At 66.2% G+C, this 26,073-nt stretch carries 25 protein-coding genes; 13 read left to right on the forward strand and 12 right to left on the reverse strand.

Features of this window, described 5'->3' with window-relative positions:
- Nucleotides 1–6: 6 nt before the first annotated feature.
- Complete coding sequence (locus tag VNN77_01195) at nt 7–1,068, reverse strand: hypothetical protein (protein ID HXG50006.1); 1,062 nt, start codon at nt 1,066–1,068, stop codon at nt 7–9.
- A gap of 205 nt (nt 1,069–1,273) precedes the next feature.
- Between VNN77_01195 and VNN77_01200 the strand changes: the two genes are divergently transcribed.
- The 8 genes from VNN77_01200 to VNN77_01235 all read left to right on the forward strand — a co-directional run bounded on the left by VNN77_01200 (nt 1,274) and on the right by VNN77_01235 (nt 11,122).
- Nucleotides 1,274–2,551, forward strand: a complete 1,278-nt coding sequence (locus VNN77_01200) for an aconitase/3-isopropylmalate dehydratase large subunit family protein (protein HXG50007.1) — start codon at nt 1,274–1,276, stop codon at nt 2,549–2,551.
- Nucleotides 2,548–3,021, forward strand: coding sequence for a 3-isopropylmalate dehydratase (locus VNN77_01205; GenBank protein HXG50008.1), 474 nt, complete (start codon nt 2,548–2,550; stop codon nt 3,019–3,021). Before VNN77_01200 ends, VNN77_01205 begins: the two co-directional genes overlap by 4 nt.
- Before the next feature lie 67 nt (nt 3,022–3,088).
- A complete protein-coding gene (locus VNN77_01210; protein ID HXG50009.1) occupies nt 3,089–3,985 on the forward strand; it encodes an isocitrate lyase/PEP mutase family protein in 897 nt (298 codons plus the stop codon).
- Nucleotides 3,986–4,350: 365 nt separating this feature from the next.
- On the forward strand, nt 4,351–6,891 hold the full coding sequence (gene hrpB, locus VNN77_01215) for an ATP-dependent helicase HrpB (GenBank protein HXG50010.1): 2,541 nt from the start codon (nt 4,351–4,353) through the stop codon (nt 6,889–6,891).
- A 166-nt stretch (nt 6,892–7,057) separates the two neighbouring features.
- Nucleotides 7,058–7,756, forward strand: coding sequence for a dienelactone hydrolase family protein (locus VNN77_01220; protein ID HXG50011.1), 699 nt, complete (start codon nt 7,058–7,060; stop codon nt 7,754–7,756).
- Nucleotides 7,757–7,814: 58 nt separating this feature from the next.
- Nucleotides 7,815–8,681 carry a DMT family transporter gene (locus VNN77_01225; protein HXG50012.1) on the forward strand — a complete coding sequence of 289 codons (867 nt, stop codon included), beginning with the start codon at nt 7,815–7,817 and terminating at the stop codon, nt 8,679–8,681.
- A 76-nt stretch (nt 8,682–8,757) separates the two neighbouring features.
- On the forward strand, nt 8,758–10,020 hold the full coding sequence (locus VNN77_01230) for an MFS transporter (protein ID HXG50013.1): 1,263 nt from the start codon (nt 8,758–8,760) through the stop codon (nt 10,018–10,020).
- A gap of 112 nt (nt 10,021–10,132) precedes the next feature.
- On the forward strand, nt 10,133–11,122 hold the full coding sequence (locus VNN77_01235; protein ID HXG50014.1) for an ABC transporter substrate-binding protein: 990 nt from the start codon (nt 10,133–10,135) through the stop codon (nt 11,120–11,122).
- Nucleotides 11,123–11,246: 124 nt separating this feature from the next.
- Here the strand turns inward: VNN77_01235 and VNN77_01240 are convergent, their stop codons facing one another.
- Nucleotides 11,247–12,032, reverse strand: a complete 786-nt coding sequence (locus VNN77_01240; protein HXG50015.1) for an SDR family NAD(P)-dependent oxidoreductase — start codon at nt 12,030–12,032, stop codon at nt 11,247–11,249.
- Between the two features lie 160 nt (nt 12,033–12,192).
- Between VNN77_01240 and VNN77_01245 the strand changes: the two genes are divergently transcribed.
- Nucleotides 12,193–13,185 carry an ABC transporter substrate-binding protein gene (locus VNN77_01245; GenBank protein HXG50016.1) on the forward strand — a complete coding sequence of 331 codons (993 nt, stop codon included), beginning with the start codon at nt 12,193–12,195 and terminating at the stop codon, nt 13,183–13,185.
- A gap of 90 nt (nt 13,186–13,275) precedes the next feature.
- On the opposite strand, the gene VNN77_01250 is transcribed toward VNN77_01245, so the two are convergent.
- The 3 genes from VNN77_01250 to ettA all read right to left on the reverse strand — a co-directional run bounded on the left by VNN77_01250 (nt 13,276) and on the right by ettA (nt 17,088).
- Nucleotides 13,276–14,067, reverse strand: coding sequence for an arginine deiminase-related protein (locus tag VNN77_01250; GenBank protein HXG50017.1), 792 nt, complete (start codon nt 14,065–14,067; stop codon nt 13,276–13,278).
- Entirely contained in the window at nt 14,064–15,329 is a 1,266-nt protein-coding gene (locus tag VNN77_01255; GenBank protein ID HXG50018.1) for a TIGR00300 family protein, read from the reverse strand. Before VNN77_01255 ends, VNN77_01250 begins: the two co-directional genes overlap by 4 nt.
- Before the next feature lie 76 nt (nt 15,330–15,405).
- On the reverse strand, nt 15,406–17,088 hold the full coding sequence (gene ettA / locus VNN77_01260; GenBank protein ID HXG50019.1) for an energy-dependent translational throttle protein EttA: 1,683 nt from the start codon (nt 17,086–17,088) through the stop codon (nt 15,406–15,408).
- 314 nt (nt 17,089–17,402) lie between these two features.
- Here ettA and VNN77_01265 point away from each other — a divergent pair, with 314 nt between their 5' ends.
- The 3 genes from VNN77_01265 to VNN77_01275 all read left to right on the forward strand — a co-directional run bounded on the left by VNN77_01265 (nt 17,403) and on the right by VNN77_01275 (nt 19,097).
- A complete protein-coding gene (locus tag VNN77_01265) occupies nt 17,403–18,338 on the forward strand; it encodes an alpha/beta hydrolase (protein HXG50020.1) in 936 nt (311 codons plus the stop codon).
- Between the two features lie 101 nt (nt 18,339–18,439).
- Nucleotides 18,440–18,727: a hypothetical protein gene (locus VNN77_01270; protein ID HXG50021.1), complete on the forward strand. Its 288-nt coding sequence runs from the start codon at nt 18,440–18,442 to the stop codon at nt 18,725–18,727.
- Nucleotides 18,728–18,863: 136 nt separating this feature from the next.
- Nucleotides 18,864–19,097, forward strand: coding sequence for a hypothetical protein (locus VNN77_01275; GenBank protein ID HXG50022.1), 234 nt, complete (start codon nt 18,864–18,866; stop codon nt 19,095–19,097).
- 631 nt (nt 19,098–19,728) lie between these two features.
- Here VNN77_01275 and VNN77_01280 read toward each other — a convergent pair.
- The 7 genes from VNN77_01280 to VNN77_01310 all read right to left on the reverse strand — a co-directional run bounded on the left by VNN77_01280 (nt 19,729) and on the right by VNN77_01310 (nt 24,946).
- Entirely contained in the window at nt 19,729–20,121 is a 393-nt protein-coding gene (locus tag VNN77_01280) for a DoxX family protein (protein ID HXG50023.1), read from the reverse strand.
- Nucleotides 20,122–20,389: 268 nt separating this feature from the next.
- Nucleotides 20,390–20,686: a MoaD/ThiS family protein gene (locus tag VNN77_01285; protein HXG50024.1), complete on the reverse strand. Its 297-nt coding sequence runs from the start codon at nt 20,684–20,686 to the stop codon at nt 20,390–20,392.
- Nucleotides 20,683–21,870: an exo-alpha-sialidase gene (locus VNN77_01290; protein ID HXG50025.1), complete on the reverse strand. Its 1,188-nt coding sequence runs from the start codon at nt 21,868–21,870 to the stop codon at nt 20,683–20,685. Before VNN77_01290 ends, VNN77_01285 begins: the two co-directional genes overlap by 4 nt.
- Nucleotides 21,871–21,888: 18 nt before the next feature.
- The gene (locus VNN77_01295; GenBank protein ID HXG50026.1) at nt 21,889–22,326 is read right to left on the reverse strand and encodes a VOC family protein; all 438 of its coding nucleotides are present in this window, start codon (nt 22,324–22,326) and stop codon (nt 21,889–21,891) included.
- Nucleotides 22,327–22,374: 48 nt separating this feature from the next.
- Complete coding sequence (locus VNN77_01300) at nt 22,375–22,731, reverse strand: YciI family protein (protein ID HXG50027.1); 357 nt, start codon at nt 22,729–22,731, stop codon at nt 22,375–22,377.
- Nucleotides 22,732–23,026: 295 nt separating this feature from the next.
- Nucleotides 23,027–24,265: an RNA polymerase sigma factor gene (locus tag VNN77_01305; GenBank protein ID HXG50028.1), complete on the reverse strand. Its 1,239-nt coding sequence runs from the start codon at nt 24,263–24,265 to the stop codon at nt 23,027–23,029.
- A gap of 78 nt (nt 24,266–24,343) precedes the next feature.
- Nucleotides 24,344–24,946 carry an MBL fold metallo-hydrolase gene (locus tag VNN77_01310; protein ID HXG50029.1) on the reverse strand — a complete coding sequence of 201 codons (603 nt, stop codon included), beginning with the start codon at nt 24,944–24,946 and terminating at the stop codon, nt 24,344–24,346.
- A gap of 264 nt (nt 24,947–25,210) precedes the next feature.
- Here VNN77_01310 and VNN77_01315 point away from each other — a divergent pair, with 264 nt between their 5' ends.
- Nucleotides 25,211–25,984, forward strand: coding sequence for a M48 family metallopeptidase (locus tag VNN77_01315; protein ID HXG50030.1), 774 nt, complete (start codon nt 25,211–25,213; stop codon nt 25,982–25,984).
- The last annotated feature ends 89 nt before the right edge of the window (nt 25,985–26,073 follow it).

The raw sequence follows: 26,073 nt of genomic DNA on the forward strand, positions 1-26,073 counted from the left end.
CCCGGATCACCGGCGCGGCGGCAGCGGTCCGGCCCCCGCAAACTTTTTCAGGGTGTCGATGACCTCGGGATCGCGCGGCATCTCCGCGATCAGCCTTTTCAGCTCCGCGGCCCCGATCGGCGACGCGTCATCGCTCACGAGCTTCTTGAAGTAAGGGGCGAACTCGGGGTCCTTGAACGTCCTGGCCATCGCTTCTTCGAGCACCGCGACCCGCTCCTTCGGCGTTCCGGGCGGAAGAATGTAAGGCGATCCCACCGACCGGAAGGCACGCCACAGCCCGATCAGCTTCTTCTCCTTTTCGCTCTTCGCAAAGCTTCCGATCTCGGGCAGGTGGCCGAGCTTCGGATGTTTGTCGCCCAGCGGCACTTCCATGATCGAATGGAAGTTCATCACCCCTTTGTCCAGCCAGTCCGGGTTGCGCCGCAGCACCGAGCTGGCGTTGTTGGCTCGGGCGTCCAGCTCGCCCCGGAGCAGCGAGGCGTCCAGCTCCCGCGCGCTGTAGCCCGCGATGAAGTTCGGCTCCTTCAGATTCAGGAAGTACGCGAACAGCCTCCCGGCGACGTAGGAGACGTGCCCCACGGTCTGCGCGCCGATTCTCAGTCCGGGACGGGAGGCGAGCTTTTCCAGAGAGTCGAGCCCCAGCTCCCTGCGGGTGTAGATCACGTAATGGTTCTCGCTCTCGGGCGACCCGAGATAGATGAATTTGTCGACCTCGTAGCTCACCCCGCTCTCGCCCATCACCGCAAGGCCGACGATGGCGCCGCTCGCCGCGCCGATCGTGAGCCCGTCCGGGCGAACGTTTCTGTACAGATAGTTCGCTCCCTTCCGGCCGCCGCCGCCGTCCATGTACTGGACGACGACCGTGGGGTTTCCCGGGATGTGCTTTTTCAGAAACGGCACCACCGCCTTGACCCTGAGGTCTCCGGTCCCGCCGGGCGACGTGGTCGCGAGTAACGTTACGGTCTTCCCTTCGTAAAAATTGCTCTGCGGCCATGCCTCGACCGGCGCCAGCCACAGCAGCGCGCCGAGCGCCAGCGCGCCCGCTGTCATTTTCCCGAGGGAGCTCATAGGGTGACCTCCTTTCGTCGGTGAAGCCGTCGCGCCCGTCCCGAGCGCGCGCCCCTGCCGCTTCGCCTACGACTCCTAGCAAAATTCGCGGCGCGGTTACAAGGGTGTCTCCGGGATGAGCAAGGACGACAGCGGGTTGACAGCAAAACGCATGTCTGCGTATAGCTTCAGTGCGTCCTCCCGGGAGCGAGGTGGAACCATGGGTATGACGATCACCGAAAAGATCTGCGCCCGCGCCGCCGGAAAAGAGCGGGTAGGCCCGGGGGACATGATCGAGGCCGAGGTCGACAAGCTCTACATCAAGGACTTGAGGTTCTCGAAGGCGGAGGATCCCCAGGGTCTGTACGGCGTCTTCAAGGAAGTCCTCGCCGCGATGGGGGTCCGAAGGGCGTGGGACCCCGGCAAGGTCGTGGTCAACCTCGACGAGCAACCCGCGCGCAGCACGGCGCGCCTGGAGGGTCAGCGGCGGGCCAGGGAATTTTCCCGCGAGCACGGCGCGACCCTCTACGAAGGCTACGAGGGCGGCATCGGCCACAATGTCATGGTGGAGAAGGGACACGTTGCTCCGGGCGAGTTCATCGTCGGGGCCGACTCCCACACCTGCACCTACGGGGCCCTCGGCTGCTTCGCCACCGGCATCGGCTTTACCGAAACCGTCGGCGTGCTCGCGACCGGACGGATCTGGCTCAAGGTGCCGCCTGCCATCTACATCGAGCTGACGGGCAGCCGCCCGGCGTGGATTTCAGGCAAGGACGTGGTGCTGCGCGTGATGGCCGAGCTCGGGCCCAGCGGCGCCGTGAACCGGACTCTCGAATACGGCGGCAGCGCCGTGGCCGATCTGAGCATCGACAGCCGCCTGTCGATGTGCAACATGGCGGTGGAAAGCCTGGCGCTGAACGCGATTTTCCCGCCGGACGCGCTCGCCCTGGATTACGTGCGCCGCGTCGGGCGTGTGGAGCGCGAGCCCGTCGAGAGCGACGCGGACGCCGGGTACGAGAAGCGCCTTCGCTTCGATCTCTCGGATATGGAGCCCTTCGTCGCGGCGCCCGGCGTCCCCTCCAACGGCCGGCCGGTTCGAGAGCTCGTCGGCACGCCGATCCAGCAGGCCTTCATCGGCACCTGCTCCAGCGCGCGGATCGAGGATCTCCGGGAGGCCGCGAAAATCCTCAAGGGGAGGACCGTGCGTCCCGGGGTGCGGATGATCGTCACGCCGGGCTCCTACGGCGCCTATTTCCAGGCGCGCGAGGAAGGGCTGCTCCAGATCTTCGAGAAAGCCAAGGTGCTGATCACCGCATCGGAATGCGGCATCTGCAGCCGCCCGTCGCTCGCGGCGGGGGAGGTCTGCGTTTCTTCGGGAAACCGGAATTTCCCGGGACGGATGGGAGACCGGGGAGCCCGGATCTTTCTTGCCAGCGCGGCCACGGTCGCGGCCAGCGCCGTCGCCGGAGAGATCGTCGACCCGCGGGAGTTCCTGCCGTCATGAGGAAGCGCTTCACCGGCCGCGCCTGGAAGTTCGGCGACTGCCTCGACTCGGGCAACATCAAGAACGTGATGGCGGGCGTCGACCCCGAGTTCCGGCAGAAGGTCCGCCCCGGAGACCTGATCGTCGCCGGGATCAGCTTCGGCATGGGCTCGAGCGCGGAGGAAGCGCCGCGTTCGCTGCGCGACGCCGGGGTCGCGGCGGTGCTCGCCGAGTCGATCTCGAACATCTACCTGCGCACGCTGATCAATCTCGGCTTGCCGGCGATCGAGTGCCCCGGCATCTCGGAAATGGTCGAAACCGGGCACGAGCTCGAGGTCGACCTGGAAACGGGGACGGTGCGAAACCTCTCCACGGGACGCGCCCTCGCCTTCCCGCCCTTTTCCGATCACGCGCTCGCGATCCTCGAAAAGGGCGGATTGATTCCGTACCTCAAGTCCACGCTCGCAGGCGGGCCGGAAAAGCGGGCCTGACCGCACGGCCGCGAAGCGGGCAGGTCCTCTTGCGAAAGCCCGGCGGAAAAACGGCTCGGAGGAAACCATGAAGGCAACGACGAAGCTCAGAGAGGCGCTCCGAAGCGGCGAGCTGATCATCACTCCGGGAGTCTACGACTGCCTGACGGCCCGGCTGGCCGAGATGGCGGGATTCCCGGTCGTCAAGCTGCTCGGCAACGTCACCTGCGGCAGCATTCTCGGTCTTCCCGATCTCGGGCTCATCGGCCTCGCCGAGATGGCCGGCCACGCGAAGAACGTGGCCGCCGCGGTCGAGATCCCCGTCATGGTCGACGCCGATACCGGCTACTCGGCCGGAGCCCTCGGGATCGCGCGCACCGTAAGGGAATTCGAGCGGGCCGGCGTCGCCGGGATCGGCATGGAAGACCAGGTCACTCCCAAGAAATGCGCGCTGATTCCCGGCGGTACGCCCGTGGTGCCGCTCGACGAGCAGCTGAAGAAGCTCCAGGCCGCGGTCGAGGCCAGACAGGACCCCGACTTCGTGATCAGCGCGCGCACCGACGCCGAGTCCGTCAACGGCCTGGACGACGCGTTGCGGCGCATCAAGGCCTACGAGGCGGTCGCCGCCGACATGGTTGGTGTCGCTCTGCCGTGGATGCGAAGGGAAGGAATGCGCGAGCGCACGCTCGAGGCCTTGAAGCGCATCCGCGACGCGGTCCGCGTGCCGGTCAACTGCATGTTCATGGACGAAGCGATCCAGGCGGGCAACGTCACGCTGGAGGAGCTCCAGCGGATCGGCTTCAACATGGGCGGAAGCAACGCCGTGCGCTATACGGTCGTCAAGGCGGTCTCCGAGATGCTGGCCGTCCTCAAGAAGGAGGGCTCGACCAGGAGCTACGCCCACCGGCTCGCCACGCTCAAGGAGTACGAGGCCGTCGTGCGGCTGCCGGAATTTCTCGAGCTGGAAAAGCGCTACACTGCGTAACGACCCCGCCCGCCCTCCGTTCGTGCCGCTCTGTTCCTTTGCATGCGCGACGTCGTCCGTCCGGGGTCCTGCGTCCGGGCCGGGCTCCGCGTATCCCGGTTGAAAACGGTCTGAGGTTCGAAGCTCGAGGGGGACGAAGACCGAAGAGGGCACGAGCTTACCCGCGTCCCCCGGCGCCGGAGACGGCTTGACCGGCTTGAGCTGCTCGAACGTTTTGAACGGCCGCCGAAGGCGTCTTCCGGCTTGAACGGCGGCGAAGCGACTCTTACCTTATCTCTGGAACCGCCGCTTCGCGGCGGACAGCCCGAACGGAGTAAAGCGATCGAGCGGACTCGAGCGTTTTGAACGCTCTTTTTACTGAACCTTTGAACCGTACTACGTACCCCATTCACGAGATCGAGGAGCCTCTGCTCCAGGCGGCGCGCCGTTTCAAACGCGTGGTGCTCACCGCGCCGACCGGCTCGGGCAAGTCCACCCAGGTGCCTCAGATGCTCCTCGACGGCGGGCTTCTCGGCGACGGCCAGGTCATGGTTCTGCAGCCGCGCCGCCTCCCTGCCCGGATGCTCGCCCGGTGGGTGGCGGAGGCTCGTGGAGTGCAGCTCGGCGCGGAGGTGGGCTACCAGATGCGCTTCGAAAGCGCGGCGTCCGCCGCCACCCGCATCTGCTACGTCACCGAAGGGGTGCTGCTGCGCCGGATGATCGCCGATCCCGATCTCCGCGGAATCCGCGCGCTGGTATTCGACGAGTTTCACGAGCGGCATCTCTACGGCGACATCACCCTGGCGCGCGCTCTCGAGCTCCAGGAATCGACGCGCCCCGACCTGATTCTTCTCGTGATGTCCGCCACGCTCGACGCGGCGCCGCTCGAAAGCTATCTGCGGCCGTGCGAGCGCATCTCCTCGCAGGGCAGGACGTATCCCGTCGACATCGAATACCTGCCGCGTGCGGTCGAAAAGACCCCGGTCTGGGAGCTCGCCGCTCGCGAGCTTCGGCGGCTCCTCCGCGAGCATCCCGCCGGCGACGCCCTGGTTTTCATGCCCGGAACGTACGAGATCGCGCGCACGGTCGATGCCGCGCGCGCGGCGCTCGGTCCCGAGTTCGTCGTTCTCCCGCTCCACGGAGAGCTGCCGCGCGCGGAGCAAGATGCCGCCGTGGCCCGGTACGAAAGGCGCAAGGTCGTTGTCGCCACCAACGTCGCGGAAACCTCGCTCACCATCGACGGCGTCCGGCTGGTGATCGACACCGGACTGGCGCGGATCCCGCGTTACGACCCCTATCGCGGTATCAACACCCTGCTCGTGGAAAAAATCAGCCGGGCGGCCGCCGACCAGCGGGCGGGGCGCGCCGGCCGCACCGCCCCCGGCCGCTGCCTGCGCCTGTGGACGGTACACGAGCACGCCGGCCGGCCCGCCCAAGAGCTTCCCGAGATCAAGAGGTTGGACCTGTCGGAAGCGATCCTTACCCTGAAGGCGACCGGGGTGCGCGATATCCGCGCGTTTCGCTGGCTCGAGCCGCCGGAGCCGCGTGCGCTCGAACGCGCCGAAACGCTCCTCGCCGACCTGGGCGCAATCGACGGAAAGACCGGAGCGGTCACCGAGCTGGGGCGGCGCATGCTGGCGTTCCCCGCCCATCCCCGTTACGCGCGCATGCTGCTCGCCGCCCGGGACCACGGCTGCGTGCGGCCGGTCGCGCTGATTGCCGCCATTACGCAGGGACGCGATCTGCTGGCGCGCCGGAAGGCCGGAAGCGACTCCGCGCCCGCCGTCGAGCGCTTCGGCGTGAACGCGGAATCCGATTTCTTCGTGCTGGCGCGCGCGTGGCAGTACGCCGAGCGCTGCGGCTACGACCCCGAGCGCTGCCGCCGCTACGGCATCAACGTTCAGGCCGCGCGCCGGGTGCGGGCGCTCTTCGATCAGTTCCTCGAGATCGCCGCCGCGGAAGGGCTCGACGTGAGCGAGCGGCCGATCGACGACGCGGCCGTGCGCCGTTGCGTGCTCGTCGGCTTTTCCGACCATCTCGCCAGGCGCCTCGACGCCGCCTCGGCGCGCTGCGAGCTGGTCCACGGCCGAAAGGGCGTCCTGGCGCGCGAGAGCGCGGTCAAGGCGCCCCTGCTGGTCGCCTGCGAGGTGCGGGAGGTCGAAAGCGGCGGGGGCCGCGAGCGCGCGCTCAGCGTCGTCCTGAGCCTCGCCACCGCCGTCGAAGAGTCGTGGCTGCGGGAGCTTTTCCCCGACGAGCTCAACCGGGCGCGCGCGGTCGTCTTCGATCCGGCGTTGCGCCGGGTCGTCGTGCGGGACCAGCGACGCTTCCGCGACCTCGTCCTGGAAGAAAGCATCGCGGGCGATCCGCCGCTCGACGAGGCGGCCGAGGTCCTGGCGCGCGAGATCGCCGCGGGACGCTGCGCCCTGGAGAACTGGAACGACGCGGTGGAGCAATGGATCCTGCGCGTGAACCGCCTGCGCGAGTGGATGCCGGAGCTGTCGTTGCCGCCGATCGGAGAGGACGACCGCGCGGCGATGCTCCAGCTCGTCTGTCACGGCGCCGTGAGCGAGAAGGAGGTCCGCGAGCGGCCGGTGCTGCCGGTGGTGAAGTCGTGGCTCTCGGCCGAGCAGCAGGCGTGGGTCGAGGAGCACGCGCCCGAGCGGATCCGGCTGCCCCGCGGCCGCGCCGTCAAGGTCTCCTACTCGGAGGGCGGCCCGCCGACCATCGCGGCCCGGATCCAGGATCTCTATGGAGTGGACGGGACTCTGCGGATCGCCGCCCGCCGCGTCCCCGTCCGCGTCGAGGTGCTCGCGCCCAGCAACCGCCCGGTCCAGGTCACCGAAAATCTCTCCGCCTTCTGGCGCGACACCTACCCGAAGCTCAAGCAGCAGCTCCGGCGCAGGTACCCCAGGCACGAGTGGCGTTGAGCGGCGTGCGCTGTTTGATTTCCCGCGCGGTTTCACACACAATCCGGGTATTTACCGCCAGCGGTTTCCGGTTTCCGGCTTCAACGTTGAAGCGGCCTTCGGGCGGCACGGCTTGACCGGAGCGAAGCGATTGAACCGGTTTGAACGACCGTCGAGGTGAAATTCCATGACGCAAAAGATCGTGTCGATGCACGCGGCATACGCCAGCCGGGGCGAGGTGGTCGATGGCTTCCTGGCACGGCCCCTGACCCGCAAGCCGACGCCGGCTCTGGTGCTGCTGCACGGCTATCGAGGCGTGGACGAGGCGCAGCGTGCGGTGACGCGGAAATTCGCGGCTGCGGGCTTCGTCTGCCTTTCGCCCGATCTGTTTCACGGCAGGGTATCGCGCGATCCGGTGACCTCGGCTTATCTCAAGACCTCGCTCGATATCGAGCGGGCGGTGGAAAAGGCCGTCGACGCCGCCGCCTATCTTCGCAGCCTTCCGTTCGTGGGCGAGCGCAAGATCGCGCTTTCGGGCTTCTGCATGGGCGGAGGGCTCGCGCTCTTCGGGCTGGCTCGCTCCGACCGGTTCGCCGCCGGGGTGATCTACTACCAGAGCCTCTTTCCCGATCCCACCGAGCTGAAAACGATCCGGGCTCCGCTGCAGTGCCACTACGGCACCAACGACGCCAACACCACTCAGGCCGAGATCGACATGTTCTGCGCCGCGCTCAAGCAATACGGCAAGAAGTACGAGATCCACATGTACGAGGGGGCGAGCCACGGCTTTCTCAACAGCACCGGGAAGAAATCGGAGGTCGACCGGACCGCGTCCGAGGCGGCCTTCGCGAAGACATGCCGCTGGCTGAAGCGGGTCCTGGCGTGAGCGCGGCGACCCGCCCCGCGGTTGCCGCACCGCCTGCGTGGTGAGGCGGGCGCCGAAGATGTTCCCCATCGCTCTGGCGCTCTCGGGCTCCTTCTGGTTCGCCGCTTCGATGATCCTCATCAACCGCGGCCTGCTGACCCTCGACTACTTCAGGGGCCTGCTCGCCAACCTCGCCGTCAACGCTGCCTTTCTCTGGATCTACATCCTGATCTTCGGGGCCAGCGTCCAGCTGTGGCTGCCGGTCAACGGCGTCTTCGTCGCGGTCGGGGTTTTCGTTCCCGGGGTCGCACGGTTCGTGATCTTCAAGGGCGTGGAGCGCCTCGGCGCTGCGATCTCCTCCTGCCTGACCAACAGCGGACCGCTCTTCGCCCTCGCCCTCGCCGTAGCGTTCCTCGGTGAGCGGCCGACGACGACCAACGTTCTCGGCGCCGTCTCGATCGTGGGCGGCATCGTCGCCCTTTCCTGGAAAGGGGTGAGCAAAACCTGGCGCACGCTCGATCTCGCCTTTCCGCTGACCGCCGCTCTGCTGTTCGCCGCGCGGGACAACCTCGTGCGCTTCGCCGTGGTCAGGATCCCGGATCCGGTCGTCGGCGCGGCGATCTCGGCGACCACCTCGCTGGGAACGATGGCCGCCGCGTACGCGATCTTCGGCGAGAAGAAGCCCCTGCCGCGATCCGCCGCCGCGGGCGTCGCGTGCTTCGCCCTTTCCGGTTTCATGAACTTTCTCTCCTACGTCCTGACCTACACCGCGCTCAGCCTCGAGCGGGTCTCGATCATCTCGCCTCTGGTCAACGCCTCGTCGCTCTTCATCCTTCCGCTTTCCGCTCTCTTCCTGCGGGACGTCGAAACGCTCACCGCGCGCAAGATCGGCGCGATCGGCTTGGTGATCCTCGGAGTGTTCCTGATCTCATGGGAGAAGCTCTGACGGCGCGGCGCCTCGAGGCAGGACGCGGACCGACCCGGGCATCCACGCGGGCACCGGCCTGCGGCAAAACGAAACCATGAAGCTCCCCTTCTTTTACGGCTGGGTCATCGTCGCGATCGCGATGATCGCCGGCTTTTTCTCGGCCGGCGTGAGCAACATCACCATGGCCGTGGTGCTCAAGCCGATCAGCGAGGACCTCGGCTGGAGCCGCTCGCTCACGGCCGCTGCGGTGACCTTGGGCGCGCTCCTCGGCGGCGGGCTTTCGCCGTTCTTCGGACCGGTGGCCGATCGACTCGGCCCGCGCCTGCTCCTTCCCGCGGGCGGCCTGGTCGTCGGGCTCCTCGCCTTCGGCGTAAGCCTGAGCACGGAGCCCTGGCAGTTCTACGCGGCCTTCATCCCCGCCCGGGCGCTCACCGAGTTCTTGCTGTGCGGGATCGTTCCTTACACGGCCGTCGCCAACTGGTTTTATCGCAGGCGCCCGCGCGCGATGGGTCTGGTGGCGATGTCGGTCCCCCTGGGCTCTTCGGTGCTGTCGCTCGTCTATCAGTTCTTCGTCGCCCATTACGGCTGGCGCGGCGCTTTCGCCGCTCTCGGCTTTTCGCTGTGGTTTCTGGTCGCCCTCCCGGGGGCCATCCTCCTGCGCCGCCAGCCGGAAGACCTCGGCCTGGGCCCAGACGGAGCTCCGCCGGGAGCGACGGAAGACGCAGCGCCGCGAGGCAGCGGACAGCCCGCGGCCGCGGCGGAGCACAGCTGGAGCCGCGCCGAGGCGATGCGGACCGCCGCCCTGTGGCTGGTGGTGGCCGGCACCTTTCTCGCCTCGCTCGCCACCGGCGGCATTGCCTTCCACGCCGTCGCCTATTTCACGGACGCCGGCGTCGCTCCCGCCACGGCCGCCGGCGCGCTCAGCGTCATGGCTCTTTCCGGCGCCTTCGGCAACGCCGTCTGGGGCGTCGTTGCGGAAAAGTTCGAGCCGCCGCGGCTGAACGTCGCAACGATGCTCCTGTCGGCCGGCACCGTGGCTCTGCTGGCGCAGGTGAAAGGCGGCGCGGCCGCCTACCTTTTCGGGGTCTCCTTCGGGCTGGCGGCTCGGGGCGCCGCGGTGCTGACTCCGATTCTGCTCGCGCGCTACTTCGGCCGGCGCTCCTACGGCGCGATCAGCAGCGTGCTCGAGCCGTTTCACAAGGGAGGTCTCGGCCTCGGCGCCCTCTTTGCCGGGATGGCGTTCGATCTTACGGGCGATTACCGGCTGATCATCTGGATTTTCCTCGCAAGCTACCTCCTCTCCGCGCTGCTGATCTCCCTGGCCCGCCGGCCGGTGCCCCGCGCACACCGCGCGTGACGGAATGCGCCCGGGGGCGCGGCAGCCCCGCGAGAATCGGCTTGACGGCGCCGGGGAGTTTCGACTAACGTCGGGCCGTTTGCGCCCATCGAGCCGTCCGAGGAGGATCGGAATGCAACGACGTCTGGCGTTCCTTTGGGCCCTCTGCTTCCTGGCAACCGCTGCGGCACCCGCGCCCGCCGCCCAATCCCCGACCAAGGTCATGGTGACGACCGGCTCCTTCAGCGAGCGCGAGGCGGCCATGTTCGTCGCTCAGGACCAGGGGTTTTTCCGCCGCTACGGCCTCGATCTGACCTTCGTGCACGTCCGCAGCGGCCCCGTCGGCATGGCCGCGCTGGCGGCGGGAGAGTCGCAGCTCCACGAAGGCTCGGTCACAGGAGCCGTGCTCGGCTCGGCCGCCGAGGGAACCGATCTCGTTTTCGTCGCCGGCCTGATCAACAAGCTGATCGGCAACATCATGGCGTCGCCGAAGATCAAGAGCCCGGCGGACCTCCGGGGCAAGGTCATCGGGGTGACCAGCACCAGCGGCGGGAGCTGGATCTTCACCACGCTGGCGCTGGAGTACTGGGGGCTCGAGGCCAAGCGCGACGATATCAGCTTCCGGGTCCTCGGCGACGAGTCGGTGCGCAGCCAGGCGCTGCTCAACGGCGCGATCGCGGCGACGCATCTGGGCTACACCTTCGCGGCGCCTCTGAAGAACCGCGGCTTTACCACGCTCGCAGACCTCGCCCGGTTGCCGATTCCGTTTCAGAGCACCGGCATCATGACCCGCAAGAGCTTCATCCAGTCCTCGCCGGAGGTCGTGGAGGGCGTCCTGCGGGGGGTCGTCGACGCGATGGCGTTCATCGCCCAGCCCGAGAACCGGCCGGCGGTGCTCAAGAGCATCGCGAAAGGGCTCCGGCTGGCAAGGCCCGAGCAGGCGATCGAGGGCTACGAAAGCCTGCCGCTGCTCTACGAGCGGCGCATCTACCCCCGCGTCGACGGCATCCGCAACGTGATCCGTCTGCTCGGCGCGAGCAACGAGAAGATCCGCCGGCTGAAAGCCGAGGATCTGGTCGACGACCGCTTCGTGAGAAAACTCGAGAAGGAAGGACGCTTCTAGACGGCCGCGACGCGGCGTCGCGCATGAAGGGTCCGGCGTCTTACGCTTGCGCCGCGCTGCGCGCGGGCGGGCTTGAGCGGAGCGCAGCGGTTGAACGGCTTGAACGGCCGCCAACGACGGCCCTTCAGCTCATGATCCGCCCGCCCGAGACGTTGAGCGACTCGCCGGTGGTGTGAGAGGAGTCGCTCGATGCGAGAAACAAGGCCGCCTTCGCCACCTCGTCGTGCTTTGCGTACTTCCTCAGCGGCGTCTGCTCGAGCACGCTCTTTTCCAGCTCGGAAAACTGCATTCCCAGACCCCGCGCCCGCTCCGCGTACATCTCCCGAAGCTCGGGCTCGTCCATTCCGCCGGGGCAGATCACGTTCGCTCGCACCCCGTACGGCCCGGCTTCCTTGGCGATCGTCTGCGTGAGACCGAGAAGCCCCCACTTGGCCGCGCAGAGCGAGCCGCGAAGCGCCATCCCCTCTTTGCCGGCGGTTCCCGAGACGCTGACGATGCTGCCGCTCCGCTGCGCGATCATCTTCTTCAACACCGCCCGGCAGCAGAGAAAGACCGCTTTGAGGTTGACGGCGAGGACCGCGTCCCACTCGGCTTCGCTGATCTCCTGGACCGGGACCAGCGGGCCGCGCAGCCCCGCGCTGTTGACGAGGATGTCGATCCGGCCGAACCGCCGCGCCGTCTCCTCCACCATCGCGTCGACCTGACGGGCGTCGGTGCAGTCGGCGATGATCGCGGCGGCCTGGCCGTCCGAGCCCGCGATGTCGGCGGCCACGGCTTCGAGCTGCGCTTTCATCTTTTCCAGGTCGACCAGCGCCAGGCTTGCCCCCTCGCGTGCGAAGGTCCGCGCAATCGCCTCGCCGATCCCTCTCGCGCCGCCGACGACTATGGCAACCTGCCCTTCCAGCTTCATCTTCGCTCCTTTCTCTCGAATCTGTCGATCGCCCCGGTTTTCTTAGGATTCCCGCAGGAGCTTGTCAACGCGGCGGAGGCTTGAAAGCCGGATGACTTTCGAATAAACGACGGGTACACGGCATCCGGATCCGGCAAAAACCACCTTCGGGAGGCGTAACATGAACAGGCTCGGATCGCTGTCCCTGCTTCTCGCCGCTTTGCTGCTCGCACCTCCGGTGGCGCTGGCGCAAAAAACCGTGGTCGCCTGGACGGCCGTGAGCGCGCTCAACGGCCCCTACTGGGTGATGAAGGAGGGGGGCTTCTTGAGGCAGGAAGGGCTCGACGTCGACCTGATCTACATTCCGAGCTCCCAGACGGTCGCGCAGGCGATGCTCGCCGGGGAAGTGGCGGTTTCAGCGGCCAACAGCCAGGTCGTGGCCGACACCGGGCTGCAAGGCGGCGATCTCGTATCGATGGGCGCCATCATCAACGTCGTCGCCTTCTACATCATGGCCGTTCCCGAGATCCAAAAAGTGGAAGACCTCAGAGGGAAGGCCGTCGGCGTCACCCGCTTCGGCGCCTCCACGGATTTCGGTCTGCGAATGCTGTTGTCCAAGTACGGTTTGACCGCCGGACGCGACGTGCCCGTGCTGCAGATCGGCGGCATGCCGGAAATCGCCGGCGCGCTTTCCAAGCGCGCCATTTACGCCGCGCCGATGTCGTACCCGATGGCATACGTCGCCCAACAGGCCGGCGTGAAGATGCTCGCGAATCTGGCGAAGGAAGACATTCCCTTCATGCACGTGGGGCTGACGACCACGCGCAAGTTCCTGCGGGAACGGCGCCCTCAGGCCAAGGCGTTGATCCGCGCCTACGGGCGGGCGGTCCACTTCATGCACACGCGGAAAGAGGAGACCAAGGCGATTTTCGCCCGCTACACGAAGGTGACCGATCCCGGGATGCTGGAGGGAAGCCTGCAGTACGCCCACGACTTCGTCGAGAAGGTGCCGCTGGTCAAGGCCAAGGCGTTCCAGGTGACGCTCGAGCAGATCGCTCTCAAGAATCCCAAGGCGAAGCAGGCCAGGCCCGAGGATTTCTTCGACAACAGCCTGGTGCAGGAGCTGATCAAAGAGGGGTTTTTCACCGCGCTCTGGGGCAAGACCCCGAGTTGAGCCGCCGCGTCCCGCGAGAAGACCGTAACGGACTGACCGCGCGCCTCCCGGCGTCGGACGGTCGAACGGCTCGAGCGGCTTGAACGGCCGTCAGGCGATCGTGAGCGCCAGGCACTTCGCGCTCCCTCCGGCCTTGAGGAACTCGCCGAGCGGCGTCTCGAAAACCGCAAAGCCCAGATCCTCAAGCCGCTCGCGCACCGCGGGGCAGCCGTCGTTCATGACCACCGCATTCCCGGCCACGATGGCGTTGCAGGCGAACCTCGCCGCCTCCTCCGCCCTGACGGCGATCAGCTCCGGAACGTTCTCCTCCAGAACCCGCCGGGCATAGGCGTCGAACGCCGGCGGGTAGAACAGAGCCCTTCCGTCGCCGAGCGGACAGAAGCAGGTGTCGAGGTGGTAGTACCAGTCGTCGGTCAGCTCGAGGGAGAGGATCTCGCGCTCGACGATCTCCGCCACTTTCTGGTGCGCCGCGATGTCCGAGCGGATGTGGTACCCCGCGAACCACAGCTCGCCGCAGCGCAACAGGTCGCCCTCTCCCTCGAAGTAAAGCTCCGGCGGCAGCCGCACGATCTCGTATCCGCGATCGTGAAACCACCGCTCGAAGTGGGCTTGCTCGCCGCGCCTCGCCTCGGGGCGGAAGTTGCTGGAGATGAACCGGCGTTCCCAGACCAGCCCGGCGTTCGCGGTGAACACCATGTCCGGAAGCCCCGGCGCCGGGTCGATCAGCTCGACCTCGACGCCCAGCCGCTCCTCGAGCACCCCGCGCAGTCGCCGCCACTGCTCCTCGGCCAGCCGGCGATCGCTCGGCCGGCTGCGGCTCATCCAGGGATTGATCTCGTACTCGATGCCGTAGTAGGTCGGCGGGCACATGAGCAGCTTCATGTCGCTGCTCCGTCCTGCGCGCGCGGCTCGGCTTGCCGCGCCTCGAGCGCCAGGCACTGGCACAGCTCGCGCAGGAACGGCTCCACGTCGGTCACCAGGCCCATCGCCTGAAACGTGCCGCGGTCGGCGAGCTTCGTGACCACGGCCGGATTGATGTCGACGCAGACGGTCTTGACCGTCGCCGGAAGCAGGTTGCCCGTGGCGATCGCATGCAGCGTGGTCGCCATCATCAACGCGAAACGCACGCCCCGGATCTTCTCGCGCATGATATCCTGCGCCCGCAGCGTGTCCGTGACCACATCCGGCAGCGGCCCGTCATCGCGGATCGAGCCGGCGAGGACGAAATCGACGCCGTAGCGGATGCAGCTGTAGAAGATTCCGCTGCGCAACACTCCTTTCTCGACCGCCTGGCGGATGCTCCCGGCCTTTCGGATCTCGTTGATCGCCCAGAGGTGGTGCTCGTGGCCCTCCGCGGTGCGGATCTTCTTGTCGAGGTAGACCCCGAGCGATGTACCGTAAAGGGCGCTCTCGATGTCGTGGACCGCGAGGCCGTTTCCCGCGAACAGCACCTGAACGTACCCTCCCTCGATCAGGCGCACCAGATAGCGCCCGGCGCCCGTGTGCACGAGCCCCGGGCCGGCGACGACGAGGATGCGCCCGTTCTCCCGCCGGACGCTTTTCATCGCCTCCGCGATTTCCTGGATCAGGAGCCCCTTGGGCTGCTCGGTCGAAACCGCGCTCGACATGAACTCGAAGGCTTCCCGCGGAACCTGCCGCTCGACCGGCTGGATCTTGACCCCGCGATGGCCGACGACGATCGAGTCGCCCTTGCGCACGCGGTGAATCGGCACGCACTCGGCGCGCATCGCCTCGAGGTCCACCCGGATGCCGCAGTCCATCTCGCTCGGCTCGACCTGGATCCAGCGGTCGCCGACGCGCACCCAGGTCGGCAGGTTGGTCGTCGAATAGAAACGGTCCGGGAAAACCCCGTCCGCCGGAGCGGGCTCCAGCCGCGCCGGCTCGATTTCCTCGCTCGCGGGCAGCGCGCCGTGCTCCTTCAGCCGCGCCAGCACGCGATCCAGCTCTTCGGGCGTCGGCGCGTCGACCTGGATCCGCGCGTAGCTGCGGTCGGAGCGCCGGTGGCCGATCTTGATGTCGAGGATCTCGAACTCCGCCCCGAGATTGACGATCAGGTCGAGCACCTTGGGAAGGATCAGGGAATCGATGATGTGGCCGGAAATCTCGACGACGCTGCGCGCCATAGGCACCTCCCGCCGAAGCCGCGACCGCTATTGTCTCCCACGGGACCGCCCGGGATCAAGGCGGCGCCGGAGAGCCTCATGCCCGGGTCAACTGGCGATACTTGATCCGATGCGGCCGCTCGGCCGCGGCCCCCAGCCGGTTCCTCCGGTCGGCCTCGTACTCCGAATAGTTGCCGTCGAACCAGACCACCTTGCTGTCCCCTTCGAAAGCGAGGATATGCGTGGCGATACGGTCGAGAAACCACCGGTCGTGCGAGATCACCACCGCGCATCCGGCAAAGCTCTCCAGCGCCTCTTCCAGCGCGCGCAGCGTGTTCACGTCCAGATCGTTGGTCGGCTCGTCGAGCAGCAGCACGTTCGCCCCTTCCTTCAGCATCTTCGCCAGATGGACCCGGTTGCGCTCCCCGCCGGAAAGCTGCCCGACTTTCTTTTGCTGATCCGTCCCGGAAAAGTTGAAGCGCGCCACGTAGGCGCGCGAGTTCACCTCGCGCGGGCCGAGCCTCAGCACGTCGACCCCACCGGTGATCTCCTCCCAGATGGTCTTGTCGGGATCGAGCGCGCGGCTCTGATCGACGTAGCCGAGCACCACGGTCTCTCCGACGCGGATGGTACCGCGGTCGGGGCGCTCCTGCCCCGTGATCATGCGAAACAGCGTCGTCTTGCCGGCGCCGTTCGGCCCGATCACGCCGACGATGCCGCCCGGAGGCAGCGAAAAATTCATGTCTTCGATCAACAGCCGGTCGCCGTAGGCTTTGGAGACCCCGCTGGCCTCGATCACGACGTTTCCCAGGCGCGGGCCCGGCGGAATGTAGATTTCGAGGTCCTCGCGCCGCCGCTGCGATTCCTGGCTGAGCAGCGCCTCGTAGGCCTGGATGCGCGCCTTGCCCTTGGCGTGACGCGCCTTGGGCGACATGCGGATCCATTCGAGCTCGCGCTGCAGCGTCCTCTGACGCTCGCTCTCCGACTTCTCCTCGCGCCGCAGCCGTTCCTGCTTCTGCTCGAGCCAGGAGCTGTAGTTCCCCTTCCACGGAATGCCCGCGCCGCGGTCGAGCTCGAGAATCCAGCCCGCGACATTGTCCAGAAAATAGCGGTCGTGGGTGACCGCGATGACGGTTCCAGGGTAGTTCTGCAGGTGGTGCTCCAGCCAGGCGACCGACTCGGCGTCGAGATGGTTCGTCGGTTCGTCGAGCAGCAGGATGTCGGGCTTCTGGAGGAGCAGCCGGCACAGCGCGACCCGGCGGCGCTCGCCCCCGGACAGCACCCTGACCGGCGTCTCCGGCGGCGGGCACCGCAGCGCGTCCATCGCCATCTCGAGCCGCGCCTCGAGATCCCACGCGTCCAGCCGGTCGAGCTTCTCCTGGACCTCGCCCTGCCGTTCGAGGAGCCGGTTCATCTCCTCGTCGGAAAGCGGCTCGGCCAGCTTCGCGCTGATCGACTCGAACTCCTTCAGCAGGTCGGCGGCTTCCCGGACCCCCTCCTCGACCACCTCGCGCACCGTCCGCGTCTCGTCCAGCAAAGGTTCTTGCTCGAGGTAGCCCACGGTGTAGCCCGGAGACAGGACCGCCTCGCCCTCGAACTCCTTGTCCACCCCCGCGAGAATCCTGAGCAGCGACGATTTGCCCGAGCCGTTGAGACCGATGACCCCGATCTTGGCGCCGTAGAAATACGAAAGGTAGATGTCCTTGAGCACCGGCTTCTTGTCGTAGTACTTGCCGACGCCGACCATCGAGTAGATGACCTTGTTGGGCTCGCTGCTCATCCGTTCACAATCCCGCGTTTTTGGATCAGGCTAACCCGCCGACCCGGATTGTTCAAGAAAGCCGTCGCAGTCGAAAGGAGCTCGAAAAAACCGATGGCTCGCGGGTACTCTTTTGCAGGGTCCGCCCGTCGCTTTTGCCCTTGACTGGGTTTTTCCGTTTAACCTATTTTACGGGCGTATGAGTATCGACGGCGCACGGCCGCGGCATTGCTCACGAACGCAGATGAAAGGAGCCTCCCATGCGCGCCACCCGATTGTCGATCACCCGACGAACAAGCGGACTTTTGCTTCCGGCGACGTGGTTTATCGTGACGATGACGTTTGATCCCGCTGCGGCGCAACAACAACCCGGACAGGAGACCCCCCGGGTCAAAGGTCCGCCGGTGTGGCTCGATATGGACCAGAAGGCGCTGGATGACGCCTACGATCAGAGCGTCTGGGCGCCGAATCAACGGCACATCAGCAGGAGAAGGGCCGTGTGGAGCGAGTCGGTGCGCGCGCGGCTCAACCCGGAACGATTGGCCTACGGTCCCACCGAAGTCGAAAAGCTCGACCTCTACCGGACGAAACGGCCCAACGCGCCGACGATGATCTTCCTCCACGGCGGAGCCTGGCGCGGCGGCTCGGCGAAAGATTCGGCGTATCCCGCGGAGATGTTCGTCAGGGCCGGCGCGCATTACGTCGCGGTCGATTTCATCGACGTAATAAAAGCGGGCGGAAACCTCATGACGATGGCCGAGCAAGTGCGCCGTGCCGTCGCGTGGGTCTACAGGAACGCTGCGAGCTTCGGCGGCGATCCGAACCTCGTCTACGTTTCCGGGCACTCTTCCGGCGGCCACCTTGCCGGCGTGGTCATGGTCACGGACTGGAAAAAGGATTTCGGTCTGCCGCCCGATACCGTCAAGGGCGGAATGCTGATGAGCGGCATGTACGACCTCAAGCCCGTCCGCCTCTCGAAACGCAGTACCTATGTGAAGTTCACCGACGAGATCGAACAGGCGTTGAGCAGCCAACGGCATCTCGACAGGCTCAACGCGCCGGTCGTCGTGAGTCACGGCACCCTCGAGTCGCCCGAGTTCCAGCGGCAAGGTCGCGATTTCGTCGCCGCTCTCAAAGCGGCCGGCAAACCGGTCCGCTATATCGTCGGCGAGGGGTACAATCACTTTGAAATGCCGGAGACCTTCGGCAACCCGTACGGCCTGCTCGGCCGGGCTGCGCTCGAGCTCATCAAGCTTGCCCCGGCGCCGTAGGCGTCGGACGTTCCGGCTCGCGGCGCGTTTCCACGGATCTTGCAGCGGCAGCGGAGAAATCATGAAACCCGGAGTGGCGTCCGCGACCGTCGACCCCCTCGATGACCAAAAACGGTTCGAAGTTCGAGATTCCCGGTTCCAGGTTCGCAGCGGACGGTGCCTTTAATTATGGCCGCTTCGGCTCAATTGGTGACGGTCACGCCATAACGCTGAGCGAACTGCTGATCAGTAACTCCTGGCGTTCGAGGGGGATGGCGGAACAAAACAAAAAGCCTAAATCGCCGGCTTCCGAACGAAAGTCGTCGCCAGCAGAGCGATGGATTTCGTTTGGCTCGCTGTTTGTGGCCGTCTGTGCCCTTGCCGTCTCTATTTTTACACCAGTTGTTTGAATCATGACTACTTAAGCGCCTGATGGTGGTACTCGCCGAACAACATAACGGTGGAGATAGCTGCCCAATCATCTGGCGTGGCCGGTGAGAGCATCGAGCCGGTAGCGCGGGGGGCGAACGCTCGGAGGCGTCCAGGATGGAACTTCACATCACCGCTGTCCGCAATGACGGCCTGATCATCGAATTGGACGATGGCTCGTCGTGGGACGTGTCGGTCGGGGACAACACCAAGTCCATATGCTGGTATCCAACCATGCGCGTCATCATCGCCGAGACAGGCTTGTCCCCTTACCCGTTCACCTTGACGAATCTGGATACCGCGGGGCCAGACGTGGTTCAGGCAAGACGCAGGGAAAAAGGTCACGCATAACCTCACGCTACAAATGGCCGGGGCTCGCGAGCTTCTCGCGGGTCTGGTCTCCGCTTATATGCTCAACCAGTTAGACGAACGTCGTACCCTTCCTGCGCTTATGATCCTCACGCCACTAAACATGGTGCGGCTCCGAATGCAGGATGTCCTCGGTGCAACGGCCACGATCCGCGAGGAGAGCGTCCTATAACATTCCGCGCCAGCCGACCGGCTTCGCCGGCGGCCGAGCGCCGACGTTAGACCCACAAGGATGAACGGTCTGGAGATTCTTATCGGCTTCGCCCTCGGCATCCTGGCGTCTACGATAGCCGCCATCGTGCTAGATTATGCTGGCCGCCCACTATCTACTATGAGCGTGGACGGGCCGAGCAAGACGTGTTGCTCCACAAGGAAGGACCCTCGTGTGACGACGTGCGCATTGAACTCGTGTGAACGAAAGAGCGGTGCAATGAAGAAGCCTCGCGAGGCTCGAATTCATGCCAGCTTGGCCTTGAACCGTCCAAAAGGCGGTTGTAGCAGTTTTAGAACACTGCCCTTGTGTAAAAAATAATCGGCCGAAAAGTTTTCGCATTTTTTTCACCGCTCTTTTCGCATTTTGCAACATTGAACGGGTTGAACCGCTGAAGGCTTTCTAGCGCTTTTCCCCGGTCCGCGGAGCGCCGCCGCGATGCGGCTCCAGCCGCCAGCGGCCGTAAGCTACGAAAGATGCCATCGCTCCGACCACGAGCGGGATCAGCACGGTTACGGAAAGGCCGCCGGCCAGAGTGACGGCCGTCGCGCCGATCATGATGATCAGCAGGCCCGCCGCGGCGAGCGGGACCAGCTCCGGCCGGACCCCCAGAAGTCCAGGAAGAACGACTCCGAGACCGCCGGCGACCTCCAGCACGCCGACCAATCGAAGGAAGCCCACCGGGAGCGGCACCGGCCCGGCTAGCTGCTCGGCCGGCAGAACCAGCTTGATGCCGCCGGCCCACAGAAAGATCGCCGCCAGTAGAGCTTGACCGACCCACAACGTTTTGTTCATCGCGCGCTCCCCTCGCTGTGCTCTCGTCGCCGCCGCGCTCGACGGCGTCGAGTCGCTCGTCGAAACTCCCTCCTCAGCGCTCGAGGATTCCCTTCAAGATGTCCAGGTCCTTTTGCACCGACGCGGCATCCTCCTCGAATTTTTCGTCCGACAACCGCCGCCGAGAGAAGTGCGCGACAGAATTCGCGTGCACGTGAACCCGCACCCTCACCGGACGCTCGTGGCCGACCGCCGGCGGGATTTCCAGGTCTTCGTCCCCGGTCGTTTCCTATCCCCCGGCGATTGCTCCCACGATCATGAACGGCTCGGCGCCGCCTGCGACCGCATCCGGGAGCCTGGTGTCGGCGGCATCGTGCGAAAGGTCCTGCCCGCAGGCGAAGTAACGCACGAAGGCGCGCCGCCTTTGCGTGACGTGGTCGCGGATCGTGCCGCGGAGCATCGGGTACCGCGCCTCGAGCGCATCGAGCACGGCGCGCTGCGTGACCTCGCCCCGGACCTCCAGGACAACCTCGCCGTCGACCCGGGCGAGCTTGCGCAGTTGCGCGGGCAACACCACGCGAATCATGGCAGCGTCTGGACTTCCACGGACAGCACCGCCGGCAAGTCCCGGACGATGGGCGCCCAGCCGTCGCCGCCGTTCGCCGAGGCGTAAACCTGTCCGCCGGTGGTGCCGAAATAGACGCCGCAGGGATCGAGCGAGTCGACCGCCATGGCGTCGCGCAGCACGTTGACGTAGCAGTCGCTCTGCGGCAGCCCCTTCGTAAGCGGCTCCCATTCGTTTCCACCCGTGCGGCTGCGGTAGACGCGGAGCTTGCCGTCGGGCGGAAAATGTTCCGAGTCGCTCTTGATCGGCACGACGTAAATCGTCTCGGGCTCGTGCGCGTGCACGTCGATGACAAAGCCGAAGTCGGTGGGCAGATTGCCGCTGACCTCATGCCAGTTGCCGCCGGCGTCATCGCTGCGCATGACGTCCCAGTGCTTTTGCATAAACAGGACGTTCGGGCGAGAAGGATGCATCGCGATCCGGTGTACGCAGTGGCCGATCTCCGCTGTGGGGTCGGGGATGTACAGCGAGTGAAGCCCCTTGGTGATCGGCTTCCAGCTCTTGCCGCCGTCATCGGTGCGAAAAGCGCCGGCCGAAGAGATCGCAGTGTACATTCGACCGCTATTGCTCGGATCGAGCAGGATCGTATGGAGACACAGCCCACCGGCGCCCGGCGCCCATTTCTCGCCGGTGCCGTGTCCGCGCAGGCCGGCCAGCTCATGCCAGGTGCGTCCCCCGTCGGTGGTGCGAAACAGGGCCGCGTCCTCGACCCCGGCGTAGACGGTGTCGGGATCGTTCAGCGACGGCTCGAGGTGCCAGACGCGCTTGAATTCCCAGGGATGGGGCGTCCCGTCGTACCATTGGTGCGTCGTCAGCGGCTTGCCGGTCTCGGGGGAGGTGTCGTAGACGAACTTGTTGCTCTCGCCCTTGGGGAAACCTTCGGGCGTGGTCATCGGCTGGCCGGGCGGCGTGCCCGGCTGGTGCCACGTCATGCCGCCGTCGTCGGACCGCTGGATGATCTGCCCGAACCAGCTGCTCGACTGCGAGGCGTACAGCCGATCGGGATCCGCAGGCGACCCTTTCATATGGTAGATCTCCCAGCCTGCAAAAAAAGGCCCCTTGACGTCCCAGCGCCCCCGCTTCCCGTCCGAGCTCAAGACAAAACCGCCTTTCCGTGTCCCTACAAGAACCCGCACTCCGCTCATTCGAACTCCTTTCCGCAGTTACTTCCGCGCCGGCTCCGCCTGCTCAGGCGGCGTGACGTTGACCATCCATCCGATGCCGAAGCGGTCGGTGAGCATGCCGAAGCGCGGCGACCAGAAGGTCTTGCCGAGCGGCATCTGCACCTGGCCGCCTTCCGACAGCGCGACAAATACCCGCTCGGCGGCGCCGACGTCGGGCACCGACAGGGATAGCGAAAAACCCCGAAACGACGGCTTTCCCGAGCAATGGCCGTCGGAGGCCATCACGATCGTGTCGCCGATGCGCAGGGCTGCGTGCATGATTTTGTTTTCGCTGCCCGCGGGCAGTATGCCCGGCGGCGGCTCCGGACTGTCTTTGAAGCGCATGAGCATCAGCGTCTCGGCTCCCACGGCGCGCTGGTAGAACTCGATCGCCTCTTCGCAGCAACCGTCGAAAAACAGATACGGTTGGACTTCCACGACTCCCTCCTTTTGCCTCCGGCAGGTTTTGGACCTGGTTCAGAACGGCTACCGGCCCGGCAGGCCGGGAAGCTCGACCACCGGCCGGACCTCGACCGTACCTTTGCGCGCAACGGGAATGCGGGCGGCGACATCCAACGCCTCATCAAGGTCGCTGGCCTCGATGAGAAAATAGCCGCCGAGCTGCTCGCGCGTTTCGGCGAACGGTCCGTCGGTGACGAACCGCTTGCCGTCGCGGACACGCACACTCGTCGCGGACGCGGCGGGTTGCAGAGGATTGGCGGCCACGTAAACCCCCTTTTCGTAGAGCTCGTGCGCGAGCTGGGTCGATTCAGCATAACAGGCCTGTCGTTCCGCTTCGTTCAGCGCCCCCTCTTCGAGATAAATCAACAACATGTATTTCATTTCGATCCCTCCGCAGCCGGGGAACTCTCGGCTCCCCCCACCGCTTAGTCGAACGGCCGGCCGGAAAATCGACACGCTTCCGGCGGGGGGATTCCTGTCGGGCCTATTCGCCGTCCCGGGAGTGGGACGATAGTCTTTCGGCCGCAAGCACCGTGCCACGCACCCGGATGGCCCAAGATCGCGATTCCCCGAAAAGGCTCCCACCCGTTCGGCAACGCGACGATCCGGGATGTGCCGATGGACCGGCACGCGCCGAAATTGCGGCACTCTTGTGCAAGGCCGACAAGATCTCTTTTCAGCCCAGCTCGGCCAGTCGCCGGCCAAGAAACCGCCTTTCGGGCTCCTGCCGGGCGAGGCCGAGCGCCCGCTCGTAGGAGGCCCGGGCCTCCGCCGTGCGCCCCAGTCGGCGGCAGAGTTCCGCGCGCGCCGCATGCGCGAGATGGTAATTCACCAGCTCGCCCCGCCCGAGGATTTCTTCGATCAGCTCGAGCCCGGCCTGAGGGCCGTCCCGCATCGCCACGGCCACCGCGCGGTTGAGCGCGACCACGGACGACGGGTCGGCCGCGAGCAGCATGTCATAGAGACTCACGATCTGCACCCAGTCCGTGGCCGCGGAAGATCGAGCCCGGGCATGAGCAGCCGCAATCGCGGCTTGAATCGCGTAGGTACCGACCTGACCTGAGGCGAACGCCCGCGCCACGAGCGCCGTGCCCTCGCGGATCTGCCCCCCGTCCCACAGCGAGCGGTCCTGATCCTCCAGCAGCACCAGCTCTCCCGCCGGACTGACGCGGGCCGCGCGGCGGGAGTCGTGCAGGACCATCAAGGCCAACAAGCCGAGCGCCTCGGGATCCGGAAGCAGCTCCGCCAGCAAACGCCCCAGCCGGATCGCTTCGGCGCAAAGATCATGCCGCGTGACCGATTCGCCGAACGAGGCCGAGTAGCCTTCGTTAAATACCAGATAGACGGTCCGCAGGACCGCATCCAGCCGGTGGGGCAAATCTTCTTTAGATGGCACGACGTAGGGAATGCGCGCGTCGCGGATCTTTTTCTTGGCTCGTACGATGCGCTGCGCCACGGCCGGAGGGGTAGCGAGGAAAGCGCGCGCGATTTCCTCGGTCGTGAGCCCGCAGACCTCGCGCAGCGTCATCGCGACCTGCGCCTCCGGCGCGAGCGCGGGGTGGCAGCAGGTAAAGATCAACCGCAGCCGGTCGTCCTCCAGGCCTTCTTCGTCCCGGTCCGCTACGGCCGCCTGGAGGCGCTCGGCGATCTCCGCCGCGGAGCTGTCGAATCGAGCACGCCGGCGCAGCGCGTCGATGGCCTTGAAGCGTCCGGCCGAGATCAGCCAGGCGCGAGGGTTCCCGGGGACGCCGTCGCGAGGCCACTGCTCGAGCGCGGCCGTGAAGGCCTCCTGGAGCGCGTCCTCGGCGAGATCGAAATCGCCCAGCAGCCGGATCAGGGTGGCGAGAACCTGGCGGGATTCGGAGCGATACAGCGACTCGAGGGTCGCGCGCACCCCTTCAACGACGTCGCTCATGACCGCCAAACCTCGGCTTGCTCGTCTCGAGGTCGTTCAATTGTGCTGCGCCTTCGATCGCTATTTTTTCGCTTCTTTTCACTTCGGAAAGGTATCGACCAGTTCCCGGAGCCGGTCCTTTGCGCGCTGTAGAATCGGCTCGCCGTCCCCCACCAGCAGAGTGTCGAAGTCCAGCGCGAGAAGAGCGGCGACGCTCCGGCGCAACCGCGGCGGATCGTCCACCACCCTGTCCGGAAGCAACTTGCAGCGCCCCGGCGGATCGCCGACGACCGCGTCTCCGACCAGCAGGATTTTTCGCTCCGGCCAGTAAAGAGCGATTTCCCCCGGCGACTTCCCCGGCACGGCGACCGCCGTGAACGGACCGATTCGATCTCCGGGACGGAGATCGCCGTCCAGCTCCGCGCCTTCCTTGCGCGCGTGCAGCGCGTCCGCCGGATGGATTGCGGTGCGCGCGCCGGTGCGTGCCCTCACCTTGTTGGCGGCGCGGGAATGATTGCGATTGGTCAGCACGATGCGCGTCACGCCGTAACGCGCCATCTCTTCGAGGTCTTCCTCGGCGGGCTCCACGGGATCGACGCATACGTTCCCGTCAGCGTGCCGGATGAAATGGCCGTTGAAATTGTAGCCGTGGGGCTGCGAGTACCACGGCCACGTGTAGACGTCGGGCAGAAGTTGCCGCATGCCAACCTCCTTGCGCCACGATTGCGAACCGACTGTCCGGAGCCGCCTGCCAGAGTCTTCCTATAACCGAAACCGGCAAGGCATGCCACTTCGCTCTCGGGGCAAAGCGCGCTGTCGCTCGGCCGGCGGCGGGCGAAGGAAGGCCCCGAAGACGGTTTTCCGCCCCCATTCCCGTGCGCCGGCTTCCGCGCTACGCGCGCCTTTTCTTTGCTCGAAGGAACCATTAGTAAGGATAAGGGAGTCCTGCCTGCGGGGAGGGAGCTCATGAACACGAAAATCCTTGGATGCGTGCTTTCGGCGCTTTTGACACTCCTGGGCGTCGCCTGCCAGACCGTCCAGCAAACGGGGCGTGCGCAGTTCATCGTCGTTTCCGAGTCCCAGGAGCAGCAGCTCGGAGAGGACGCCTTTCAGGACGTGCTCAAGAAAAACCGACTTTCGACGCGCAGCGACTGGCAGGCCCAGCTGCGCCGCGTCGGCCAGCGCATCGCCGCCGCCGCCGACAAGCCCGACTACAAATGGGAGTTCCACGTGCTCCAGGGCAAGGAGATCAACGCCTTCGCGCTTCCCGGCGGCAAGGTCGCGTTCTGGGAGGGGATCATGCCGGTCGCCGGGGACGACGAGGGCGTCGCCGTCATCATGGGCCACGAGGTGGCGCACGCGCTCGCGCGCCACGGCGCCGAGCGCATGAGCCAGCAGCTCGGAGTTCAGGCCATCGGACAGATTCTTGCGCTCGGCGTCGGCAAGGTGAACCCGGGCCTGCAGCAGGACTTTCTCAAAATGTACGGCCTGGGCGCGACCGTCGGCGTGCTCCTCCCGTGGGGAAGAGCGCAGGAATCCGAAGCCGATCGGATCGGACTCAACCTGATGGCCAGGGCGGGATACGATCCGGCGGCCGCCGTTGCTTTCTGGGAACGGATGGCCAGGGTAACGGGAGACAAGCCGCCGGAATTTCTTTCCACACACCCGAGCGACGAGACGCGCATCGCGCAGATCAAGGCCTGGCTGCCCGAAGCCCGCGCGCAGTACCGCCGCCGGTAGGCAGGCCGCTCAGGATCCGTAGCAACTCTTCACGGCCAGTTCCTGCCCGGAGCTCACGGCCTGGAATTTCTATCCCACCTCCGCCGTAC

This window comes from Candidatus Zixiibacteriota bacterium (genome assembly GCA_035574315.1).
Taxonomy (GTDB): Bacteria; Desulfobacterota; Binatia; order UBA9968; family UBA9968; genus DATLYW01.

Bases quoted from the DNA above. Each gene is read 5' to 3' on its own strand.
- VNN77_01195 (HXG50006.1), bottom strand. From the start codon at position 1,068: ATGAGCTCCCTCGGGAAAATGACAGCGGGCGCGCTGGCGCTCGGCGCG.
- VNN77_01200 (HXG50007.1), top strand. From the start codon at position 1,274: ATGACGATCACCGAAAAGATCTGCGCCCGCGCCGCCGGAAAAGAGCGG.
- VNN77_01205 (HXG50008.1), top strand. From the start codon at position 2,548: ATGAGGAAGCGCTTCACCGGCCGCGCCTGGAAGTTCGGCGACTGCCTC.
- VNN77_01210 (HXG50009.1), top strand. From the start codon at position 3,089: ATGAAGGCAACGACGAAGCTCAGAGAGGCGCTCCGAAGCGGCGAGCTG.
- VNN77_01220 (HXG50011.1), top strand. From the start codon at position 7,058: ATGACGCAAAAGATCGTGTCGATGCACGCGGCATACGCCAGCCGGGGC.
- VNN77_01225 (HXG50012.1), top strand. From the start codon at position 7,815: ATGTTCCCCATCGCTCTGGCGCTCTCGGGCTCCTTCTGGTTCGCCGCT.
- VNN77_01230 (HXG50013.1), top strand. From the start codon at position 8,758: ATGAAGCTCCCCTTCTTTTACGGCTGGGTCATCGTCGCGATCGCGATG.
- VNN77_01235 (HXG50014.1), top strand. From the start codon at position 10,133: ATGCAACGACGTCTGGCGTTCCTTTGGGCCCTCTGCTTCCTGGCAACC.
- VNN77_01240 (HXG50015.1), bottom strand. From the start codon at position 12,032: ATGAAGCTGGAAGGGCAGGTTGCCATAGTCGTCGGCGGCGCGAGAGGG.
- VNN77_01245 (HXG50016.1), top strand. From the start codon at position 12,193: ATGAACAGGCTCGGATCGCTGTCCCTGCTTCTCGCCGCTTTGCTGCTC.
- VNN77_01250 (HXG50017.1), bottom strand. From the start codon at position 14,067: ATGAAGCTGCTCATGTGCCCGCCGACCTACTACGGCATCGAGTACGAG.
- VNN77_01255 (HXG50018.1), bottom strand. From the start codon at position 15,329: ATGGCGCGCAGCGTCGTCGAGATTTCCGGCCACATCATCGATTCCCTG.
- ettA (HXG50019.1), bottom strand. From the start codon at position 17,088: ATGAGCAGCGAGCCCAACAAGGTCATCTACTCGATGGTCGGCGTCGGC.
- VNN77_01265 (HXG50020.1), top strand. From the start codon at position 17,403: ATGACGTTTGATCCCGCTGCGGCGCAACAACAACCCGGACAGGAGACC.
- VNN77_01270 (HXG50021.1), top strand. From the start codon at position 18,440: ATGACCAAAAACGGTTCGAAGTTCGAGATTCCCGGTTCCAGGTTCGCA.
- VNN77_01275 (HXG50022.1), top strand. From the start codon at position 18,864: ATGGAACTTCACATCACCGCTGTCCGCAATGACGGCCTGATCATCGAA.
- VNN77_01280 (HXG50023.1), bottom strand. From the start codon at position 20,121: ATGAACAAAACGTTGTGGGTCGGTCAAGCTCTACTGGCGGCGATCTTT.
- VNN77_01285 (HXG50024.1), bottom strand. From the start codon at position 20,686: ATGATTCGCGTGGTGTTGCCCGCGCAACTGCGCAAGCTCGCCCGGGTC.
- VNN77_01290 (HXG50025.1), bottom strand. From the start codon at position 21,870: ATGAGCGGAGTGCGGGTTCTTGTAGGGACACGGAAAGGCGGTTTTGTC.
- VNN77_01300 (HXG50027.1), bottom strand. From the start codon at position 22,731: ATGAAATACATGTTGTTGATTTATCTCGAAGAGGGGGCGCTGAACGAA.
- VNN77_01305 (HXG50028.1), bottom strand. From the start codon at position 24,265: ATGAGCGACGTCGTTGAAGGGGTGCGCGCGACCCTCGAGTCGCTGTAT.
- VNN77_01310 (HXG50029.1), bottom strand. From the start codon at position 24,946: ATGCGGCAACTTCTGCCCGACGTCTACACGTGGCCGTGGTACTCGCAG.
- VNN77_01315 (HXG50030.1), top strand. From the start codon at position 25,211: ATGAACACGAAAATCCTTGGATGCGTGCTTTCGGCGCTTTTGACACTC.